At 48.4% G+C, this 18,983-nt stretch carries 23 protein-coding genes; 4 read left to right on the forward strand and 19 right to left on the reverse strand.

Features of this window, described 5'->3' with window-relative positions; translation table 11 throughout:
• Positions 1-4 precede the first annotated feature (4 nt).
• From KIF87_RS01450 to KIF87_RS01485, 8 genes are all read right to left on the reverse strand, one after another.
• Positions 5-1,102, reverse strand: a complete 1,098-nt coding sequence (locus KIF87_RS01450) for a phage minor head protein (RefSeq protein ID WP_213327683.1) — start codon at positions 1,100-1,102, stop codon at positions 5-7.
• A 1-nt stretch (position 1,103) separates the two neighbouring features.
• Entirely contained in the window at positions 1,104-2,492 is a 1,389-nt protein-coding gene (locus tag KIF87_RS01455) for a DUF4055 domain-containing protein (protein ID WP_213327684.1), read from the reverse strand.
• A 1-nt stretch (position 2,493) separates the two neighbouring features.
• On the reverse strand, positions 2,494-3,801 hold the full coding sequence (locus KIF87_RS01460; RefSeq protein WP_096927330.1) for a terminase large subunit domain-containing protein: 1,308 nt from the start codon (positions 3,799-3,801) through the stop codon (positions 2,494-2,496).
• Positions 3,779-4,780 carry a terminase small subunit gene (locus KIF87_RS01465; RefSeq protein WP_213327685.1) on the reverse strand — a complete coding sequence of 334 codons (1,002 nt, stop codon included), beginning with the start codon at positions 4,778-4,780 and terminating at the stop codon, positions 3,779-3,781. Before KIF87_RS01465 ends, KIF87_RS01460 begins: the two co-directional genes overlap by 23 nt.
• Before the next feature lie 57 nt (positions 4,781-4,837).
• Positions 4,838-5,224, reverse strand: a complete 387-nt coding sequence (locus KIF87_RS01470) for a hypothetical protein (protein ID WP_095451522.1) — start codon at positions 5,222-5,224, stop codon at positions 4,838-4,840.
• 189 nt (positions 5,225-5,413) lie between these two features.
• A complete protein-coding gene (locus KIF87_RS01475) occupies positions 5,414-5,875 on the reverse strand; it encodes a lysis protein (RefSeq protein WP_213327686.1) in 462 nt (153 codons plus the stop codon).
• Positions 5,872-6,366: a lysozyme gene (locus tag KIF87_RS01480; RefSeq protein WP_213327687.1), complete on the reverse strand. Its 495-nt coding sequence runs from the start codon at positions 6,364-6,366 to the stop codon at positions 5,872-5,874. Before KIF87_RS01480 ends, KIF87_RS01475 begins: the two co-directional genes overlap by 4 nt.
• Entirely contained in the window at positions 6,344-6,568 is a 225-nt protein-coding gene (locus KIF87_RS01485) for a class II holin family protein (protein WP_213327688.1), read from the reverse strand. Before KIF87_RS01485 ends, KIF87_RS01480 begins: the two co-directional genes overlap by 23 nt.
• A gap of 128 nt (positions 6,569-6,696) precedes the next feature.
• Between KIF87_RS01485 and KIF87_RS01490 the strand changes: the two genes are divergently transcribed.
• Positions 6,697-7,233: a hypothetical protein gene (locus KIF87_RS01490; RefSeq protein ID WP_213327689.1), complete on the forward strand. Its 537-nt coding sequence runs from the start codon at positions 6,697-6,699 to the stop codon at positions 7,231-7,233.
• 24 nt (positions 7,234-7,257) lie between these two features.
• On the opposite strand, the gene KIF87_RS01495 is transcribed toward KIF87_RS01490, so the two are convergent.
• From KIF87_RS01495 to KIF87_RS01525, 7 genes are all read right to left on the reverse strand, one after another.
• On the reverse strand, positions 7,258-7,446 hold the full coding sequence (locus KIF87_RS01495; RefSeq protein WP_213327690.1) for a hypothetical protein: 189 nt from the start codon (positions 7,444-7,446) through the stop codon (positions 7,258-7,260).
• Between the two features lie 193 nt (positions 7,447-7,639).
• Positions 7,640-8,473, reverse strand: coding sequence for an antitermination protein (locus KIF87_RS01500; protein ID WP_213327691.1), 834 nt, complete (start codon positions 8,471-8,473; stop codon positions 7,640-7,642).
• The gene (gene rusA / locus KIF87_RS01505; RefSeq protein WP_213327692.1) at positions 8,470-8,832 is read right to left on the reverse strand and encodes a crossover junction endodeoxyribonuclease RusA; all 363 of its coding nucleotides are present in this window, start codon (positions 8,830-8,832) and stop codon (positions 8,470-8,472) included. Before rusA ends, KIF87_RS01500 begins: the two co-directional genes overlap by 4 nt.
• A 2-nt stretch (positions 8,833-8,834) precedes the next feature.
• Positions 8,835-9,035 (reverse strand): hypothetical protein, encoded by a 201-nt coding sequence (locus KIF87_RS01510; RefSeq protein WP_071957454.1) that lies wholly within the window; start codon positions 9,033-9,035, stop codon positions 8,835-8,837.
• A gap of 5 nt (positions 9,036-9,040) precedes the next feature.
• Positions 9,041-9,643: a DUF1367 family protein gene (locus KIF87_RS01515; protein WP_213327693.1), complete on the reverse strand. Its 603-nt coding sequence runs from the start codon at positions 9,641-9,643 to the stop codon at positions 9,041-9,043.
• A gap of 388 nt (positions 9,644-10,031) precedes the next feature.
• Complete coding sequence (locus KIF87_RS01520) at positions 10,032-10,256, reverse strand: DinI family protein (RefSeq protein ID WP_213327694.1); 225 nt, start codon at positions 10,254-10,256, stop codon at positions 10,032-10,034.
• 335 nt (positions 10,257-10,591) lie between these two features.
• The gene (locus tag KIF87_RS01525) at positions 10,592-11,482 is read right to left on the reverse strand and encodes a helix-turn-helix transcriptional regulator (protein WP_213327695.1); all 891 of its coding nucleotides are present in this window, start codon (positions 11,480-11,482) and stop codon (positions 10,592-10,594) included.
• Positions 11,483-12,018: 536 nt separating this feature from the next.
• Between KIF87_RS01525 and KIF87_RS01530 the strand changes: the two genes are divergently transcribed.
• Complete coding sequence (locus KIF87_RS01530; RefSeq protein WP_213327696.1) at positions 12,019-14,493, forward strand: autotransporter outer membrane beta-barrel domain-containing protein; 2,475 nt, start codon at positions 12,019-12,021, stop codon at positions 14,491-14,493.
• Positions 14,494-14,659: 166 nt separating this feature from the next.
• A complete protein-coding gene (locus KIF87_RS01535; RefSeq protein ID WP_213327697.1) occupies positions 14,660-15,157 on the forward strand; it encodes a helix-turn-helix domain-containing protein in 498 nt (165 codons plus the stop codon).
• Positions 15,158-15,895: 738 nt separating this feature from the next.
• Here the strand turns inward: KIF87_RS01535 and KIF87_RS01540 are convergent.
• From KIF87_RS01540 to KIF87_RS01555, 4 genes are all read right to left on the reverse strand, one after another.
• Positions 15,896-16,582, reverse strand: coding sequence for a replication protein P (locus tag KIF87_RS01540; protein ID WP_213327698.1), 687 nt, complete (start codon positions 16,580-16,582; stop codon positions 15,896-15,898).
• On the reverse strand, positions 16,579-17,496 hold the full coding sequence (locus KIF87_RS01545) for a phage replication protein O (protein ID WP_213327699.1): 918 nt from the start codon (positions 17,494-17,496) through the stop codon (positions 16,579-16,581). The genes KIF87_RS01540 and KIF87_RS01545 overlap by 4 nt, the downstream gene beginning before the upstream one ends.
• 84 nt (positions 17,497-17,580) lie before the next feature.
• Positions 17,581-18,132, reverse strand: coding sequence for a toxin YdaT family protein (locus KIF87_RS01550; protein WP_213327700.1), 552 nt, complete (start codon positions 18,130-18,132; stop codon positions 17,581-17,583).
• Between the two features lie 2 nt (positions 18,133-18,134).
• Positions 18,135-18,362, reverse strand: coding sequence for a transcriptional regulator (locus KIF87_RS01555; protein ID WP_083264079.1), 228 nt, complete (start codon positions 18,360-18,362; stop codon positions 18,135-18,137).
• A gap of 99 nt (positions 18,363-18,461) precedes the next feature.
• Here KIF87_RS01555 and KIF87_RS01560 point away from each other — a divergent pair, with 99 nt between their 5' ends.
• Positions 18,462-18,854, forward strand: a complete 393-nt coding sequence (locus tag KIF87_RS01560; protein WP_059311998.1) for a helix-turn-helix domain-containing protein — start codon at positions 18,462-18,464, stop codon at positions 18,852-18,854.
• Positions 18,855-18,983: the final 129 nt, after the last annotated feature.

Consider the following 18,983-nt stretch of genomic DNA (forward strand, 5'->3'; position numbering starts at 1 on the left):
GTTGTTAGTAGTCAGTACCTGATAACTGCTTAAGGCGTTCTAGGGATATCCATTCACCTTTGTCAGTAAACATATCAGCCAGGTTGATTTCACCGGCTCGAAACAGACGGCCGCGCTCGGCGCCTAACACCTGGTCCTGTCTTTGAGCGGGCTGACGCGCGAGCCATTCCAGATACGTGGTTTTAGCTGGTACCTGTCCATCCATGCTGGCACGAGTGCCCTCGTCCATCTCATCAATATCAATGCCGAGTTCGCGCCAGGACTTGAGAATCAGGGTTTCAGTAGAACGACAGCAGAAGTGAATCTTCCCAGGTCCCTGTAGGTAAGGCACCTTATGCCCGACCGGTTTGTTATCCAGTGTGTAGCGCAGCAGGTCACGAATAATGCAGTCGTGGCTGGTTTTATTGTCCAGCGTAGACAGCCACTGTTTACCTTTCACGATATCGCTGTTGGCACTGGTGAAGCTGTTGCGTGCTGTGGCAGCCAGATGATTCACGGCTGTTTTAGCGATGCTGGCGGCATTTGCCCTGCTCATCTGCAGCGCGCCGTCGCGATAACCTTTATTGGCGTGGCCGCGAACACTGCGCGCGATTGTTTCTACCGTGTCGCCGGCAAGATACCCCCTTCGAACGGCGTTCACTATCCGCGCCAGCCTGTCCGATTCCAGATTCTCCGCCCATTCACTCAGCAGCCTCCCCTGAAAGGGTTGCGCCATCGCCGCGGCATACACCATATCGGTGGTGATGCCCTGCAGCGGATAGTGAGACAAGACCTGTGATGGCAGAAGGGAATCGAACAGGCTCAGCTGATAACTGGCTTCGTTCTTTGCCAGCCCCACCAGTTCACTCTCGAGCCCTGCCTGCATGGACGCTACTGCTTGATGGTTAAGTTCGCGCACGCTGCCCAGTAAACTCTCCAGACGGTTAACGGTGAAGCTCTCCGGCGGCAATCTGTCCAGCGCATCTAGTAGCCGTGCCGAAAGATCCGCGTCCGTTTCGTTAAGCAACTTCACCATCCGGTTTGCCACACCGGTGGCGTAGCGACTTAACCAGACGGAATGTGCGATCGACTCATCGCGCAGGCTTTCGTTAACGGTAGGCATATCAGCCTCCTGTCAACGTTGGTGCCTGATTGCGAAGCACATCAATAACCTCGTCCGGACTGTCGGCCGGGTCAATGAGATCGAGCTTCTGCAGTGCTCGAATCATATCGCTATCGCGCAGCGCACCGGACTGCCAGGCGTTGACGATTGCCGTCACCATGCCAGACTCCGCAACCTTCGCGATGAATTCCTGATTGATGGTGTAACTCGTTGTCTCGCCCTTGATGCCGAGGTATTTCGCACACCAGCCAAGAGCAAGTGTGTATGCCTCAGAAACGTTTGAGACGCAGATACCGAGCACTGATGTTGAGGATGTTTGCTCACCACTCGCCTGCGTCGCAGTCTTAGCCGTGGCGTTCTGCTCAATCAGTCGGGCGCCCAGCTGAACCATGTAATCGCGTTTGCTGTCCATGGCCTCTTTAGCCAGCATGTTGGGCTGCGCCTGGGCATAACCAAAGGAGCCCTCCTTGGGAAGCAAAAGCGGTGATCGGGAACCAATTTTCACACCCTTCTTCTCGAGGTGATCGCGCCAGTTGGTATCAAGCCCGGTCATGTACGGCTGCACTTGGCCACAGAACCATACGCTGTCTTCATAGTCAGCACTGTTACGGTAATGACCGTGGTTTATCTCCACCAGTGCAGCCAGCGGTGAATCATCAATGGTAGGATCGTTGTTCTGGGCCCCGACGAATGTGAACGGGATTTCGTCCCAGTAGTCCTTTCCTTTCGGCTTAGGGTGGTACTCACTGTCAACGGTGTAGGTTCCGCTTGCAGTGCCACCAGCCCGGCGCCATACCCGGCAGATGAACCGGCCTTCTTCCAGCGCCAGTTCGCGGTACTGGATTTCATCCTTATAAGCGTAACCATCCGGCTCTTCTACGCATTCACGCAGTACCACCAGCACCAGCTGATCGCGCCCGTTAATTCGCTTTGTTCGCCAGTTGATGATGTTCTCTGCCGGATAGCGGAGGATGATCGCCTCATCGGAGGCTTCGGCGTAATCGACATAAATACCCTCTCGCGCGACCTCCAGCACGTTCTCTGCCACCAGTTGCGACTGCTGATAGATGCTGGTACCGGCTCCGTCCGCATTGTCCAACAGGTACTTCAGCTTCTCCGGACCGTTAAACGTGGGGTCCTTGCGATATGCCATCCCAAGCATGCCGATCTTCGTATTTCCTGCAATGGCATAGAAAACCGCGCGGCTAAGATAGTCCTCATTGCGCTTGCGATTGCGAGTGGATTTATCGGTTGGGTCGAGATAAGGCAGATATTTATTACCCGCCGCCTTTACGGCCTCAGCCCCTTTGCAGAAGTCCCTGTATTTCCTCCAGGCAGCAGAAGCCGCCCGGTGTTCTGGTCGAACCCAGGTGATGTCGTCGTTTGCCATATCAGAAAGTGGTGTCCATAGTGATTGAGTATGCCGGTTTCACAATCGGGTAATCCTTCACGATGAAGTACCCACCAGCATCATTGGGGTGATCGTTATCAGCTGATTTGTCCGGTTCGCCATTGGCCGCCCAGATTTGCTGCTCGAGGCTCTCGGTGTAAACCGGGCAGTTCTGAACGTTCACCAGATAGCGGCGTTCGCCGTTGGCGTTGCAGAACATGGCGTTCATTGAGTTGATACGGTCCTTAACCGGCGGGTTGGCATCATCAACAATGACGCTGAATCCGGCATCGTTGAGCTGGGCGATATCGGTCTTGCTGGCGTTCTGGGACTTGCGGGAGTCGCCTGACGCATCCGGATAGATGTAAATCTCCCGGCTTTTAACGTATCGGCCATCCTCGTAGCGCCAGAACTCTTCCTGGATACGCTTAATCATCGCTGGCGTGTCGTAGACCTTCACCAGCTCACGGACTGCGCGCGGCAGGCCATTACGCTTAACGTGAACAATCGCGGCCATTTTTCCAACGTTGAAGTCCATACCGATAAACAGCGGATCCCCGTCCTGAATCTCGTCAGAACAGTTATTCAGCTTGCGGTTAAAGGTGTGGTAAATGGTCCCGCTGTTAAGGTTGGTGAACTTCCCGCGCAGATAGGCCTGAATCAGTTCGTCAGGGTAAGAACTCAGCAGCGATGGAATGTAATCAGGCGGTAGATTCTTCGCATTGTCGAACGTGCTGGCCTGAATCAGTCCATACAGCGCCGCAAGCTCTGGTTTTTCACGCACAGCCTTCACGAACTGCTGGTAGACGAATTTGAAGCCTTCCGGCGTTGTCGTGACGTCAATTCCATTTCTCAGACCGGGAATGTTGTAACGCATACGAGCGATGATTTTTCGCCAGGCCTGCTGCGCTTTAGCAGCCGCCATGACGTCCAGCTCATCAACCATCGCATTACCGATTTTGAAACCGACTATCGAGCCGGGCTTCTCCATCGAGCGGCAGATGGTTGTCCCGCGGTAGCGCCGCCCCTCGTAAAAGTGAACCTCTTTGTTCCCCTCATTGATTTTGACGCTCAGCCCCCAGTCGAAGGCCACCTCTTCAATCGTCGGGTAGAAGATGTCACGAATCTGCGGGTATGTCGGCGCGAAGTAACCCTGGTTGATTTTAGGGTGCTCCCACATCCCTTTGCAGATGCCGCCACAACCCACCCACGTCTTACCGGAACCGAACCCGGCAACGTAGGCTTTGAACTTGTGCTGCATTGCGAGGAAGCGCGCCTGAGGAATGTTAAGTGTCGGGCTGATCCCCATCGTCTGCCCTCGCATCCACTACGTTGATATTGATTGCAACTGGCGTTGGTTCATCGTCCTCACCATCACCGGCCAGCTCTTTACGGAGTTTCTCGACCTCAAGCTGCCGGCGCTCGATTTCAATCTGCTGGAGGCGCTGGGCGAACTCGCTATCAGCAAGGCCAAGGCGTTTCATCACCGCTTCGAACATTCTTTCACGGCTGATGGCTGTGATTTCGACGCCATTTTTGCCGACCTTTACGCCGGAGTATGCGAGCCTGGAAGCAGCCGGGAGTTTGCGAGTGTCTGGGAAGTAAGGTTGACCAACACCATCGCCATTGCAGCGCGGGCATTTAGGGTTAGGCTCTCGGGTGTGGTCGTAGCCATAGCCGCCTGTGTCTTCTGGTTGCCTGGCGCCTTCCCTTCCCTCAGCCTTTGCTGTTTCCTCTTCAAACTCAACTGCATCGCGCCATTGGTAGTGATGGCCAAAGCCCCAGCAATAACGACAAGCGCCGCGGCGATACTGCGAAAGCTGGTTTGCATCGAAAGTGGCGAGCTGCCACATCTGCGCAAGGACTTCATCAGCACTTCCAAGCGTGCGCGCAATGGAAGCTTTCTGCTGTCGAGCAATAGCCCGCGCAACCTTAACATTTGATAACAGCCGACTTGATTGCTCCCGCGCGGTTTTCTTGCTGTACCCAGCTCGGATAGCAGCCCGAGTGGCGTTGTTGTCCTTCAGGTACTCCGCGACAAATAAGCGCTGCTGAGCGGTAAGTCCATCATCATCCACCAGCTCATTTGCGCTTTTATCTTCCTGCGCAGTGCGCATTTTTTTCTGCGCAGGTTTTTGCGCAGTTTGCGCATAAGGTTTTTTGATATATCGACGGGCGGTAGCGTAGTTCAGTCCTTGCGCTTCGCACCATTCCTTTGGTGATACGCCGGTTGCGGCATGGTCGGACAGGAACCGTTGCTGAAGCTCGCCCCAGTCCGGTTTTGCCATTTTTGCTCCAATAAAAAAGCCACACGAAGGTGGCTTGGTTTAACAAACGTGATCAATTCAGTCTTTTGTAAAGTATTTATATGTGCCCCAGGCTGCCAGACCTGTTACAGCTGCACCTGCAATGGCCCAACCAACTACGGGCACTACAGCGCTACTAGCAGCAGCAGATGCAATCGCAGTTACTCCACCTGCCATTCCAGTCCCTCCGGCGGCAATTGCCCCACCACCTGCAGTCGCCAAGGCTGCGGTAGTCGCTGAAGCTGACGCGCCCGTGGCTATAGCAGCTGCAGCCGCAGCTTCGGCAGCAGCAGTAGCAATCGCACCACTAACTCCTATAGCTGCCCCAATCCCAGCTCCTGCGCCGGCACCGACACCTACAGCAACACCCTCGCCAATATTTTTAATATTGGATTTATAATCGTCGTTATTAGTTTCATTAGTCATTTTATTACCTTGAACATCAGGGAGTTTTCTGTAATTGGTTCATCGGCATATGCTATATAAACTTTAATCATACTTGCCCCGTACCAGAGGTTTTTTTTGGCATCACCCAACCTATCAAAATGCTCTTAAAATATTTGCTATTTTTAGTGTCCAGCAGATAGATAATGTCAGAAACTTACGGAAGAGGCTCTATTTGAGACACTGCTCTTTGATGTAGTCCTGCAGATAGCCAACCTGCTTCGTCACTGTGAGGATTCGCTCTCTGAGGATGAAATAATCCCGTTCAGCGGAGTCAGTAAGTCGGGGGCTGGAAGCATCGCCCAGGCCGCCGGTGCTGGCCGTTCCGTTCGCGGGACATCTGGCGTTGACGTGCAGCCCACACTTACCAGTGCTAACGCAACGCTGAAGATCTTCAAGCTGAGATTTCGCATCGGCTAATTCCTTAGTGTATTTGGCATCCAGTGCAGCGGCATCTCGCTGCCGGGTCTGCATATCTTTGATGGTGGCGTTCGCTAGGGTCAGTTGTTCGGTAGCTTTATCGCGCAGCCCTTTATAGATGATGGCGTTGCTACGGTAGTGGTTAAGCGCCAAGGCCATGGAAACCAGCAGGAAGATAACGACAGCGCAGATAATGGCTGTTAATCGGCTCATTTCTGACCCCACTCGCAGACTTCGCGCTCAACCTCCCGGCGTGATACCAGCCCCTTCCACTGTTTTCCACCGGCATACGTCCAGCGCTGCAGTTCTTTACATGCACCCGGAACGTCGCCGGAATTTAATTTTTTCAGCAGCGTCGATCTGCTAAACGCTCCAGCTCCTACGTTGTAGGTGAAAGAGTAAAGTGCGGCACGAGTGGTTTCGGGAATATGGACTTTAATCAGCGGGTCGATAGCTACAGCTACCTTGCGCAGGTCGGATTGAAGCAAAGCGTCACATTCTTTGTCTGTGTAGCGGTGACCGCGGCGAATATCAGCGCCGGTGTGCCCATCGCAAACTGTCCAGACACCGACCACATCCTGATAGGCGTAATAGCGCCGTCCTTCCAGCCCATCCGCATTGCCCAGCATCACAGCGGCAATAGTGATTGCGCTGGCTCCACCAACAACGGCGCCCACCAGCTTATTTCGGAGCGTCGGGTTCATCTCGGCTCCTGCTGCGGCGGTTGTCTTCACGAATCTTGAAATAGAGGTTTGTCAGGTAAGTCATCACTGCAATGATGATCCCCACCAGCACGCCGATAGCGTTCCACTGCTCGGGGCTATAGGCATTCAGCATACCGTTTAGGATGCTACCAGCTGAAGCGCCATATGCAGCACCTGTGGTTATTTTGTCCATACGATACATACTCTCACCTCACATAATTAGTGGGTGTCATAAGCTTGAAAGAAAAGGGAGTTATGTCATTCTTTTACGCTGGCGTAAGAATGAAAGCAGCAAATGCCATCTGAAACTTCTAACAATATGGAGAAGCAATGAAGCTCTATCACGGAACATCATCTCTTTCAGCAGCACTTATTGAATCATGTGGGTATTTAGCTAAGAATATTGACAGAACTTATGGTAGTGACAGTGCATTAGCCACCACTGATGGCTATATCTACCTCACAAATCACCCGGGTTATGCGGCCTATATGGCTAACAAAGAAGCAATGTTCAAAAAGGCAGACTCTTTTGTAATTTATGAAGTTGAGGTTGAAGATAATATGCTTGAACCTGACATTGATGAACTCATCTACGTTTGTCAATTATCGGAAACTGAAGCAAAGAAATGCACACTAACTCAATCCTTAATCCTCTCTCAAAGCTGCCGCGCACCACATAATCTGTATATTGGCAAAGAGGTAACTAGAAAAGTGACGATGCCATCATCTTCATATAAAGCTAAACAAGATTTAACGTCTACCAAAGATATAATCGTCCTAAGAGGACAGAATCAAGAGAGTCAAGCTTTAGATATACTTGATCAAGTCGGCTGGGTTCCCCTAACCGTTAAAGCAGCACTTAACTAAAATTTTAAACTGTGCAATTTGATATCAGATGGGGAGCGCTAACGGACCAGCCAGAACTTCAGCCTCTCCGTTGTGGCAAATGTCTTCACCCTGAGTCAGATGCCAGACACCAGTTATAGTCAGGCCAGTTTCAAGGTCTTCGGTTACACCACTGGTGTAGTAGGCAACCTGAATCCTGCCGTTGTGCTGAATCCAGTAGAAACCTTCTTCCATTTTTCCCTCCTGCGTGATTGGGAAAATTATAGGTCACCCCGGGCTTGTGTGGTTTTAGAAATTCTTAAATCGCTATTAAGCAAAAAGCCCCACGGGGTTAACCGCAGGGCTTTAAACGAAGGCAAAAACCCATCGTTAGAGAAAAATTACCACAGATTCGGGAAATGTAAATAGCTCACGATAAAATAACGCCCTATTTTGTTATCTGCTTGAGCTGCGCATCAGCCCACGCCTCTTCGATATCAAACTTGGTAATGAGCTGATCGTAGAAAGGCTTAACAGACTTCTTCCAGGTATCGAGGCTGATTGCATCCGTTATCTGGCACATCGCGGCGTAAGCCTCAGTTGATGGAATTCGTTCATACCCGCGCCCGCTGCAGCGCTTGCAATCAGCCAGAACCGGAACACCCTGCTGTTCTGTAAGAGCCTGATTAACGGCTTTCCCCCGTCCATGACAGTCTCTACAGGCACAACTAACGACCCTCTTACCCTTACACTGAGGGCAGAGAACGCGTGCAACCTCCCTGACCTGCCTGCGTACCTCATAGTCGGAAGGGTGAATATCTTCGACGCCCATCTGCAAAGACATCTTCACGAATTTCTTCTCTTTTGCCGGAGTGTGAGACTTCATGCTGAAAACCTCAGCGTCAATAAACCCTTCCCCAATGCAGCCATCGCACTGCTTCACGCTGGCGGCGCTGCGAGAATAGTCTTCGAACGCGAAGGTGGCCAACTGGTGCATCACTAATGGCTTAACCCTGGCATCCAGTTTGCGAAGCGCAGCTACCCGGTCGCACTTGGTCAGCGCGTACTGCGCCAACAGCTCGATCGCCCTCTCCCGGTCATTGTTGCTGATGCCCATCTTCCCGAGAAAAGCGCTGTAACCCAATGCTGCCCGTTCCTGCGTCATGCCCATAGCGGCCATGATATCCGTTCCGGTTAATGAGTCTAACGCCGTAGCGCGCGGAGAGTCGCTAATCATTGTCGATTTGGCGAAGTGATATTTGAGGGTATTTTCAAGATTCATGCGGTCTCCAGCTCGGTAATGGTGAGTTCTAATTTCCCGCCCTTAACGACAGGCATTTTCACAACGCGATAGTCGACAACCTGGCAGTCATCCAGCCAGAATCCCGCCTTGGTTAAAGCGTCGAATGCAGCCTTCTGCAGGTTATCCAGATCGCGGCGCCGGCGGTCGGGCATGTGACAATCAATACGGATTTTGAGTGGTGCGGCCGTGCGGATATTAAGCCGGGCGCTTCGAATGACGCTGGCGACTGCATAGCGGTACGCGACACCATCAGCGCTAATGTGCGTGTGCCCGCGGTTGTGCCGGTAATACCGGTTATTGCTCGGCGGCCAGGGTAAAGTGATTTGATATGTCTTCACGTTCACCCCCACATCCGGTTTCGCCAGCGGCTGTCCGGGCGCGCTGGCGTATTTGAAGTCGGCAGGAATGCACTGACAGTCCAGGTCACGTAATCCGGGTTAAGGCTGCGCTCAACCCGAACGCCGCGCGCTTTGTAACGCTTAACCAGTTCGTCGGCCTGTTCGGTGCTGCAGTCGGTATGATGGAACCAAGAATATTTCATACCCGTCACCCCACGAAGCCAAGCAGTTGCGCGGCGACATTTTCGGCCTCATCGCGACTGCGGAATGAACGGGACAGGACCCAGCGCCAAAGAACATCGAGCGCAGCTTTATAGAGCTGCTGGAACTCGAGCTCGTCCATGTTGGCAAATGAGATACTACGTGGATGCTTTTTGAGTGTGCCGTCAGGTAGCTGAATAGCATCAAAGTGCCCTGCCTCGACGATCACCCAGGATCGGTAAGCATCGAAGGATTTGCACAGGCTGATACCGTTCGTGACACGACGGTATGCGACTTGCTCAAGGTACTGCTCAGCGGCATCGATCAGCGCGCTCTCGTTCCCTGCATAGGATGCGAGGAATTTTGCGTAACCGGTTATCAGCTTTCGCTCGTTACTTGAGATGGCCCCGCCGGTTGGTTCCCAGTATTCAAAACCGAGATTGAGAAGCGCGAAAAAGCGCCTGTGAAAGGCCGGGTTTCGTACCCGCCTGAACTCGGCAACAAGAACATCGCCGAGCCGGGTTTTGGATTGCAGGATATCGCTGGTCTCGGGTGTGGCCGGGATCAGTATTCCTGAGTGGTGTTTGATAAGTTGTAATTCTAGCGCCATGGTTCTCTCCGTGGCGCATCAGGTATAGGTTGTTCAGGCCTATGAAAGGATAATATCAGACGGTGGTGTAATTCGGTACCCAAGCCGTTTTGCAAATTGCATAAACCCGTTGAGAGTGAATATTTCTTCCTCTTCGAGTAACGGTCGTAATGAAACTATTCCATTTACTCGATAAACCAGATATCTGCCCTCAGCCGGGAAGCTATAGATAACTGCTTTATCGGCCCTTCTGACCACGTCGTACCATTGATCATCTGCATTAAAGGCATCTGCACTACACACTATTTCCCCCAGAGCGACTTATTGACGCGGTAAACAGTAATCGGGAACAGCCAGGGGAACGCAAACAGCGATACTCTTTGAAACTGCTCCAGTGAAAATCATGCGATTAATAAAACCACTCGTCCGCGCTTTCCCAGGTCTCCTGCACGATATGTTCGACCTCTTTCTTGTCGCCCCCGAAAACAGTCAACCCATCATTGCCGGCACGCTTGATCGTCAGCTGGCAATCATCGAACTGCTTGCTGAGCCTTTTGAGCAGTTCTGACTCGAGTGCAGCTATAGCTCCATCAGGAAGTTTCTTCATGCGATCAATGGCTAACTCGATTTTCATTTTTCCCTCCGCAGTAAACAACTGTATGCATGAACAGTATGTTTATAAACTTATCTCTCGGATTTTGCAACGTTTCAGGAGCTAACAAAGCAAATCATCCGCACAGTGTAACCAGTAAGCAAAACACAACTTACATCAGTAATGGGAGCTTAAAGTTGTTAGAGATATAATTCTCCGAGCCAAAATATTGTTGTTTCTATTTTAAGCACGACTCACAAGGGCCATATTATGGGCATATAGCAGAATCTCCTTACATAGTATCTTCTGAGCTAACAGCTAATGTTAAGTCCGCATTGTGCTGAATGCAGTTAACGGAGAAAATTCCTGATAGTATGTTAGTTATTTAATGCAGAAAGTATCGACTCATTGAGTACAACTGGGATGTGATAAGAAAATACATAGAATCCTCTCACACCATCCATTTTTTTTCTATGTATAATATCAAACCCCTCCCTTCGAACTGCACCATAAGTTATAAAAAAAAGATCATATATATTTTTCACTTTGGGAAAAGTATCCTGTAATTTACCTACCCAAGTGAAGCGTAAGTAGTCGCCCTGCAAAGAAAGAGATGTACTGTCTGGAATCCCGCAACTGCTGTTCACTAAACAAGGGAAGATTATAACAATATAATTCAGCTCATCAGCAGGTTCAAATCTGACACAGGTCCATATTGCTTCCCGTTCAAATGAAAAATCAGAACAAAACGCATTCGCCGTCTGTTCAACCAGATCAAAGTGACTCGTCATAATTTTATCAATCGGACGTGCGAATTTATAAATCTTGCCTTTCGTGCTGAAATTATAGTCAAACAAACTCACAAAGGAGCAAGATAAATAATCTTTACATATTTTTATTCTCGTGAGCGGGTCATTAAAGTTCAAGGTGTTAGTAGCTTTAATCTCGGCAATGTCTAACCCAGTAATCTTCTTAAATTTCGCCCTGAAGTTAGGAATATCTTTGATGTTATACTTGTTACATAAGTCAATATACGTAGATGTGGTAAATTTTAGCTCAAGAAAAATACGATACATCTGCATAAGCCTAATATACTCACTCGGCCTGACCTCTGTATGTTTAAGAAACAATCGTGTTAAGTGCCTTTTGCTGTATCCGGACATTTTCTGCAACTCTTCAACGGTAATCGCAAACGGGCTTAACTCATTGATATAACCAAGGACAGAGTAAATAACAGCCTGTGAAAAACTGCTTTCTTTTTTTTCCATTCCCAGCCTCTTTAATTTGTAAAAACCTATCTGGTACCAATGGTTTGTGTGTTGAAAGTATACTTATAACATTTTAACCGTAGCAATCAATAACTTTTTAATTGTCAGTTTTTTATTGCACATTTCAAGATATCTGACAAAACATTTCAATCCAAACTTATATTGCGTAAAACAATGGCACATTCAAAATCGAGCAAATCTTAAACAGATTTTTATTCATATCCACCTGACAAATAATTCAAAAATCAACATTGAAGAACTTCATTATCACCTGTTGGTCAAAGCGTCGATAACGTTAATTAAAGTACAACGATTCCTTCTTAGTACATACATTTTTTCATCGAACAATTTTATTTTTAAGACAAGCGATTGTTAAGTAGTTGTTACAGTCCGGGATGAAAAAGACATTTTTGCTCACGTTTATTAAAGTGATTGTATCCTACACGCCTCAGTCAGCCATTCTCATGATGGCTTTATATCTTAACTTTATTCACCTTGAATTTATTGCACAATGAGACTATTGCACAATGAGACTTATGAAACCCAACTTTATAACCTGTTGTTTATTTTTATCACCAGTTACTTTTGCGGCACAAGAATCTTTGCTGGTTGAAAATAATGATATCACCTTGGAATCTATAAATGAGACATATACATCTATTAACATTGGTGAAAATGGCACATTGACTTTAGATAATTCAGATATCAACACAAGCACTAACATCATATTAAATGGTGCTATCGATTCACCGGCTGAAATGCACGTTACAAATGGTAGCACCGTTTCAAACTCTCCAGGATTTTTTTTAGAAGTGGGTAATAATTCAACATTATACATGTCAGAAGGATCAAGAGTTTCAGTCGGTCAAGTTAACATTAAAGGTGAGTTAGGACAGGCTGCAAGAGTGCATGTCTCCGACGGCGCTGTGCTTACATCTCGCTTTGGTGGATTATACGTTGCCGCTGGGAATAGCGAAGTACCTGACTATGCCATACTTGAAATAAATGCTGGTGAGGTTAATTCTGCCTCAGGTATTTATGTTGGCGCTGAATACGGAACAGGTTTTGTTAATATTACAAATGGTGGCAAATTAAATTCATTCGGCAGCATAGGCAATGCTGGTGGTAAAGGATACGTCAACATTTCTGGGGAAGATTCAGAATGGAATGCAGGCGTAATTAGCATTGGAGACACTGAAGGCTCAATAGGGATGCTGACTATTTCCGATGGCGCTACAGTTAACGCAAAAAATATTAACACTGGAGACGGTGTAAGCCAGATAACGATTGGTGGAATAGGTGAAGCAGTTAGCCCTGGATTTTTAAACGTTGAAAATATTCATTTGGGATCAAATAATTCAAGCGTTATTTTTAATCATACGAAAGATGATTATGATGTTCATACAAACATAGCTGGCGAGGGAAATATCATTCTGAAAAATGGAGTTACTGATTTTTATGGGCTAAATACAATTAGTGGCATTACTGATATCGACAATGCCACATTTCGCGCTCAAAATGAGAATGTAACCAGCGCATATTCAGAGCATCATTTAGAAAAAACTGGAATCCTAGACCTGAACGGATATAACCAAGAAACGGGAGAATTCTATAATGCTGGTACAGTCTACTTTAATCAGCGCGGGGAAAAGGCCGGTACTAAACTGACTGTTAACGGTGATTATCATGGTGATGGTGGCACTTTGGTATTTAACAGTGTTTTAGGGGGAGACAATTCAGTAACAGATTCTCTTTATGTTATAGGGGGAATGTCAGGCAATACAAATGTCAAAGTAAATAACCTCGGAGGTAAAGGTTCACAGACGGTTGAAGGTATCAAGCTAATTACTGTAGATGGTGAAATTGCTGAAGGTGCAGGATTCCAGCAAGCCGGCCGGATTGTCGCTGGCGCATATGACTATCAATTGGTTCAAGGAGACGAAGGTGGAAACAGCCACAACTGGTATCTGACAAGTAACACTGGTGGTGTAGATCCGGTACCTCCTCCGGTCTCACCAGGCCCATTACCTGTGGATCCAGTAACTCCGGAAACGAATGTCACACGGCCTGAAGCAGGAAGTTATATAGCGAACCTGGCTGCAACTGAAATGTTCATTATGCGAATGGAAAATCGTGGGCGTGAACAGGTTTACATCGATGCGCTGACTGGGGAGAAGAAGATGACCAGCATGTGGCTACATTCAGAAGGACGTCATCTTAACAACAGCAGTGGCCAGCTAGAGACCCGTGAAAATCGCTATGTTGTACAAATGGGTGGGGATATCACCGGCGGGAGTTTCACAGGAAAAGACAACTGGCGACTGGGGTTGATGGGTGGCTACGGATACAGTCAGAATACTACCGACTCGGAACTCAGTGGGTACAAGTCTCGGGGCAAAGTTCAAGGCTACAGTATGGGTATTTATGCATCCTGGTTTGAGAATCAAGATCGACGCAGCGGTGCATGGGTTGACACGTGGATGCAATATGCGTGGTTCAGTAACAGCGTGCAGGGAGAAGATCTGGCGAGAGAGAATTACAATTCCGGTGGGGTTCAGGCCTCAGCCGAGGCCGGTTACGCCTTTAATGTTTCTGCCAGCCAGGATGCGGATTATGCTATTGAACCGCAGGCGCAGTTGATCTGGAATGGTGTTAAAGCCGACGAACATCAGGAAGCAAATGGGACGATAGTGAAAAGTAAAGGGACGGACAACATTCAACTGCGTCTTGGTATAAAGGGTAAGGCAGATATCAGAACAAGTAATGGTACGAATACAGACGTAAAACCCTTTATGGCATTCAACTGGATTCATAACACCCACGATTACGGTGTTCAGATGGATGACATAGCTATGACATCATCTGGCGCGAAAGATATTGCTGAACTGAAAGCCGGAGTAGAAGGTCATATAACACCCGAACTTAGTGCGTGGGCTGGTGCGAGTGTTAAAATGGGAACAGATAACTACCGTGACACTGGTGGTTATATTGGTATTCGCTACGGATTCTGAAGCCAACTCCACTGCACACAATACTTATTGTTTTCATCAAAAATTTTAAGCTGGTGTGATACCAGCTTAAAAGCCACGAACTAATTTATTTTAATTTACTCTTGGTGTTTTTATGTTATCGCAAAATATATCCCTCATTAGTGACAATGCACTTACAATGGAGTTAATGAAAAACGTCATAAGTAGTTATTCCACGATGTTATCGACAAGAAACAAGTTAACAATTTATTTCTTAGAAGATGTATTATATCAATATAAACAATTGGAAGGGATTTTAAACCAAAGTTCAAATGCTTTATTGTTGTTCACAACCTATAACAACCAGAAATTTCTTTCGTTACTGAAATTACCTACTTGCATCCACATAGCCAGCTTAGAACTGTCGGTTGATGCTATTTTAAAAATCACAATGAAATTTATGTCGAATGGTTGTTTAAACCACCAATCTCCCAATAGACAACTTACTGTCCGCGAACGACGAATTATCACACTATACGTGCGTGGCGTTTCGATAGCGAATATTGCAAAAAGGCTCGATGCACATCCGAAAACAATAAATAATCAGAAAAATTATGCCATGAAAAAAATAGGGGTGCGTACAAGAATAGAACTGTTTCGTAAACAAAACATCATTACTCAATGTTCCACTTACGGGTTTATTTAATCATTATTAGATTATTTTCTCTTTTCGTTTAGGCACTTTCGAGCGCAGTTAAGCTGGTTTCCAGTTGTTATGTCTGTCTCATAAAAACACTTCCGCGTTTTTCTCGTACATCGCGGTCAGTTAGCAGCACTTGTTCACTGGTTCGAAAATCATCAAATGTATAGTGAAACACGGTAGGAAAAAAATCAAAGATAGGCACCATCGTGAATTGACGGCCGATTTGGCTTCCAAAAGCTCAGCTGGTATCGGCCCCTTCGGCGATACTGGCGTAACCAACGCGCGGCGTATATACGATATCGTCTACCTTTCTCTCATGCATGTAGCAACATCACATTTGTCGTTGATTTTGCATAAAATCTATTCTAAAAAGCAACATCGAAACATGCTTAATCAAAATTGCTCACGCCTTCATCCCCTTCCCCCTTGCTAGGTTAATTCTGTCAACGCATTCCCTCAATGCTTTGACTTGCTCAGAGGTGAGTTCAGATTCATTAATTGTGGCCAGCAGTGCGTTGAGGGAGCGCTCAATATCGTTTTTAGTCAACCGTAAACAGATAACCTTAACCCAACGTGGTGAGAACTTGCTGAGGCCGATTGCTCTTGTGATTCTTAATTTCATTCTGATGCCTCTTTGTCGCCAGAAGAGGCGGCTTGTACTCGGTTATAACACGCAAAGAAGACAAAGCCTTTAACTCATTCGCCATGCGGTACGAATCATAAGAATCTTTACTGGCATAGTTACACTCTTCCATCTGCCTTCATTCGCTCATATTTGGCTTTCAAAAGCTCCGCAGGTGTCGGCCTCTTCGGAGCAACTGGTGCTGCCAATGCCCGACGCACTGGCGGAATCGGCTTCCCAGCCAGCACCCGCTTTTCCCACATATCAAGAATATCGCCAGCCTCACGCTCGAGCTCTTTATGGCTCAGTTGGCCATCAGTTCCCCGGCGCCGCAGTTCGAGGCATATATGGTAAAAAACTGGCTTAGGCCAAGGATACTGCTCACTGCTCGGGTACCGAAACACCAGCTTACGCCACTTCCAGTACTCAGCCATCACGTCAGCAGTGGTGATCCCCAGCACGCATCGCCCTTCCCTGCACCACTTGATGAACTGGCCTGGAGAAGGCAGGAACGGGCGATCCTGGCGACGTACCATGCGCATACCGGCTTCAACCTGCTCCAGAGTGGTGATCCCGTTTTCTTTGAAGGCCAGCACCCACTGTCGGCGGATCTCGTTCATGTCCTCCTGACTACGATTGACCAGGCTTGCCGGGAACGCGGCGGCCAGCTGTACGAAAAGCCCGTTGATAATCTGCGCCACCTGCTGCGTTTGTTCACGCTCGGTGTACTGCTCAGGCAGGTTGTGGGCCATGCGGCGCGCCTGTTCCCGGTCAAAATTGCGAATGCTTTCGGCTAGATTTTTCATTCCAGCACTCCGTCAATCCAGTCGGTGTTATGCAGGTCAATGCCGCCCCGGGATGGTTTTACCGTTCCGGTTGCGCGCAGCCGTTTGGTGGTGAGCTGATCCCACTGCTTGCGCAGACTCGAAGGGCTCAGGATGTTGTCTTTCCAGAACTCGTCCCGGTTGGCCCACTGAAACAGGTCACAGATTTCGTAGTGCGTGCGCTTGTCCTGGACACGCATCAGCCTGATGGTGTTTGCCCATTCAGCCCAGTTGGGTTCGGATAGCGATGCGTTGACGGTGAGAAGCCTGTCGTAAATCCAGCGAGCGGCCTTGAGGTCGTCAGCGGATCCCCATGATTTACCTGCCGGGGTGTATATCCCGGCGGCAGCTTCTGGATGGCGAGAGAGAAATTTTTGAGTTTTCTGGTTTCGGGATTCGTCAGAATTCCGAGACGAGGATATTTTAATATTGTTCTTGTTATAGTCTTGGGTGTCTACCGTTTCCGGGAAGACTTTTCCCGTTTTCGGTAACACTTTTCCCGATTTCGGGAAGGTTTTTCCCGTTTTCGGTTTGTCTAAAATCCAGGCGGAAAGTTCAGTATTTATACCGACCGTTTTCATCACGCCCTGCTTCTGACTGAAGATAATTTTGCGTTCTGCGAGTGATTTGAGCGCATCAGAAACGTGGGAATCACTCAGCCCTGTAAGCTCGGCGATCACCGTGTTCGTAACGCGGTCCTGCTTCTTGTTCCAGCCGTAGGTAAGCCAGATCACCGCCTCAAAACACTGCCACTCCCGGCCTGACATTCTCAGACGAGGCTTGAGCTGTTGGATCTCGTTAGCGACCTTGGTATACCCATTCGACAGGTCGGCCATACGACCTCCCGGTTGTTCGTTTCTATGGGGGAAATTGATAATTTCAGCTGTGTTTGACATACTTATCTCCGCAATCGTTAGCCACTTTTGCACCTGAAAGTCGGTTCTGTTAGCGCAGACCGGCTTTCACCTTTTCTGAAGTCTTCATATCGCCCCCAGCATAGTTGTGACCATCGCCAGCAGCGGTGCCGTAAGGTCAGGATCGACTCTGAACATTTCGAAAATCCCCTCGCCTAGCTCCTTCAGCTTTTCCGTCTTCGGTGCATCGAGCATCAAAGCTTGCTTCGCCTCACTCACCTCTTTTTCCAGCCGGGCCATTCGGTAAGCAAAGGAGTCGTTCTTTACGACACGGTCGCGGTATCGAAGCGGTAATACGGACATGATCACTGGCACCAGCTGTTCAACGTTCTTTCGGTACGATGCGGAGTCTTCTTTGTTGTCGAGCCAGCGGAACAGCTTCACGTTCCAGACATCGGCCTGGCCAGAAAAATCTACGCCATCAAGTTGAAGTTCTTCCGCCGCTTCTTGGATTTGAAGCGCAACAGCTACGCGCCCTTCTGCCGCTGCCCACGCCCTGACTGCAGAACAAATATCTCGATGATCAAGATCCTGCTCTGCCGATTCGCTTTGATGACACGGGAATATCATTGGATTAGAGGAAGCTCTGCTACTCTGTTGAAATGAAACAGTTTGCATAGTTAAGGATCCTGTTTAGGTAAACCGTCTGTTGGGTTTGGGTAGAGATCTGGGCGCAGCTCGTGCGGAGTTACGCCGGTAACCCCATAAATTTGCAAAACTCGATCTGCCGGTACGACGCCCTGATATCGATTTCGCCAATGACTAACAGTCATGGCGCTTACGGTTAGCAGTTGGGCTAAGCGCGTAGCAGTTCCTGCTTTGGTAATTGCTTTATCAATTGCTTTCATAAATAGCTCCTGTAACAACAACGCAATTAAACATATTGTTTATGTGTGTGTCAACATTTTGAATATTGAGCTAATAAACATTTGGTTTAGAATTCGTCCATGAAAGAAAAAACTCATCAGATTAACCACCCACAAGTTCAGCGGCTTAACGAGGTTCTTGAGCTCAAGAAGTTGACCAAATCAGACATGGCCCGTATATGCGGCGTCAGTGCTCAGTCGGTCAATAACTGGTTCGTTCGTGGGACGATTGGTAAAAGTTCAGCGATTAAGCTGGCGGATGCGCTTGGGGTGAGCCTTGAGTGGCTGCTTGGCCAAGATGTTGGCAAAAAAGATGGACTGAAGCCGGACGAACAACGCCTGTTGGAACTTTACCGTCAGCTTCCCGAAGAAGAGCAACAGAACATGCTTCGCATCTTCGCACTTCGCCTGAAAGAGCTGGACGAACTATATGATAAGTATATGAAAGGCCGGATTCGTTCGCAGGATGATTGAGTAATCCTTTCAGCAATGAATCGTAAAGACCCACCATAAGAAATGGCCATGAAGTGGCCTTTTTTTTATGCCCCTCTAATAACTAGCACATCTTTTGTACTAAGCGACCATTCCGCGGACTTCCGGCAC

The sequence above is a fragment of the Enterobacter sp. 120016 genome (assembly GCF_018383635.1).
Classification (GTDB): Bacteria; Pseudomonadota; Gammaproteobacteria; order Enterobacterales; family Enterobacteriaceae; genus Enterobacter; species Enterobacter asburiae_D.

Bases quoted from the DNA above. Each gene is read 5' to 3' on its own strand.
- KIF87_RS01545 (WP_213327699.1), bottom strand. From the start codon at position 17,496: ATGTCAAACACAGCTGAAATTATCAATTTCCCCCATAGAAACGAACAA.
- KIF87_RS01475 (WP_213327686.1), bottom strand. From the start codon at position 5,875: ATGAGCCGATTAACAGCCATTATCTGCGCTGTCGTTATCTTCCTGCTG.
- KIF87_RS01520 (WP_213327694.1), bottom strand. From the start codon at position 10,256: ATGAAAATCGAGTTAGCCATTGATCGCATGAAGAAACTTCCTGATGGA.
- KIF87_RS01560 (WP_059311998.1), top strand. From the start codon at position 18,462: ATGAAAGAAAAAACTCATCAGATTAACCACCCACAAGTTCAGCGGCTT.
- KIF87_RS01500 (WP_213327691.1), bottom strand. From the start codon at position 8,473: ATGAATCTTGAAAATACCCTCAAATATCACTTCGCCAAATCGACAATG.
- KIF87_RS01555 (WP_083264079.1), bottom strand. From the start codon at position 18,362: ATGAAAGCAATTGATAAAGCAATTACCAAAGCAGGAACTGCTACGCGC.
- KIF87_RS01525 (WP_213327695.1), bottom strand. From the start codon at position 11,482: ATGGAAAAAAAAGAAAGCAGTTTTTCACAGGCTGTTATTTACTCTGTC.
- KIF87_RS01515 (WP_213327693.1), bottom strand. From the start codon at position 9,643: ATGGCGCTAGAATTACAACTTATCAAACACCACTCAGGAATACTGATC.
- KIF87_RS01460 (WP_096927330.1), bottom strand. From the start codon at position 3,801: ATGGGGATCAGCCCGACACTTAACATTCCTCAGGCGCGCTTCCTCGCA.
- KIF87_RS01510 (WP_071957454.1), bottom strand. From the start codon at position 9,035: ATGAAATATTCTTGGTTCCATCATACCGACTGCAGCACCGAACAGGCC.
- KIF87_RS01470 (WP_095451522.1), bottom strand. From the start codon at position 5,224: ATGACTAATGAAACTAATAACGACGATTATAAATCCAATATTAAAAAT.
- KIF87_RS01450 (WP_213327683.1), bottom strand. From the start codon at position 1,102: ATGCCTACCGTTAACGAAAGCCTGCGCGATGAGTCGATCGCACATTCC.
- KIF87_RS01490 (WP_213327689.1), top strand. From the start codon at position 6,697: ATGAAGCTCTATCACGGAACATCATCTCTTTCAGCAGCACTTATTGAA.
- KIF87_RS01455 (WP_213327684.1), bottom strand. From the start codon at position 2,492: ATGGCAAACGACGACATCACCTGGGTTCGACCAGAACACCGGGCGGCT.
- KIF87_RS01485 (WP_213327688.1), bottom strand. From the start codon at position 6,568: ATGTATCGTATGGACAAAATAACCACAGGTGCTGCATATGGCGCTTCA.
- KIF87_RS01540 (WP_213327698.1), bottom strand. From the start codon at position 16,582: ATGAAAAATCTAGCCGAAAGCATTCGCAATTTTGACCGGGAACAGGCG.
- KIF87_RS01535 (WP_213327697.1), top strand. From the start codon at position 14,660: ATGAAAAACGTCATAAGTAGTTATTCCACGATGTTATCGACAAGAAAC.
- KIF87_RS01480 (WP_213327687.1), bottom strand. From the start codon at position 6,366: ATGAACCCGACGCTCCGAAATAAGCTGGTGGGCGCCGTTGTTGGTGGA.
- KIF87_RS01465 (WP_213327685.1), bottom strand. From the start codon at position 4,780: ATGGCAAAACCGGACTGGGGCGAGCTTCAGCAACGGTTCCTGTCCGAC.
- KIF87_RS01495 (WP_213327690.1), bottom strand. From the start codon at position 7,446: ATGGAAGAAGGTTTCTACTGGATTCAGCACAACGGCAGGATTCAGGTT.
- KIF87_RS01550 (WP_213327700.1), bottom strand. From the start codon at position 18,132: ATGCAAACTGTTTCATTTCAACAGAGTAGCAGAGCTTCCTCTAATCCA.
- KIF87_RS01530 (WP_213327696.1), top strand. From the start codon at position 12,019: ATGAAACCCAACTTTATAACCTGTTGTTTATTTTTATCACCAGTTACT.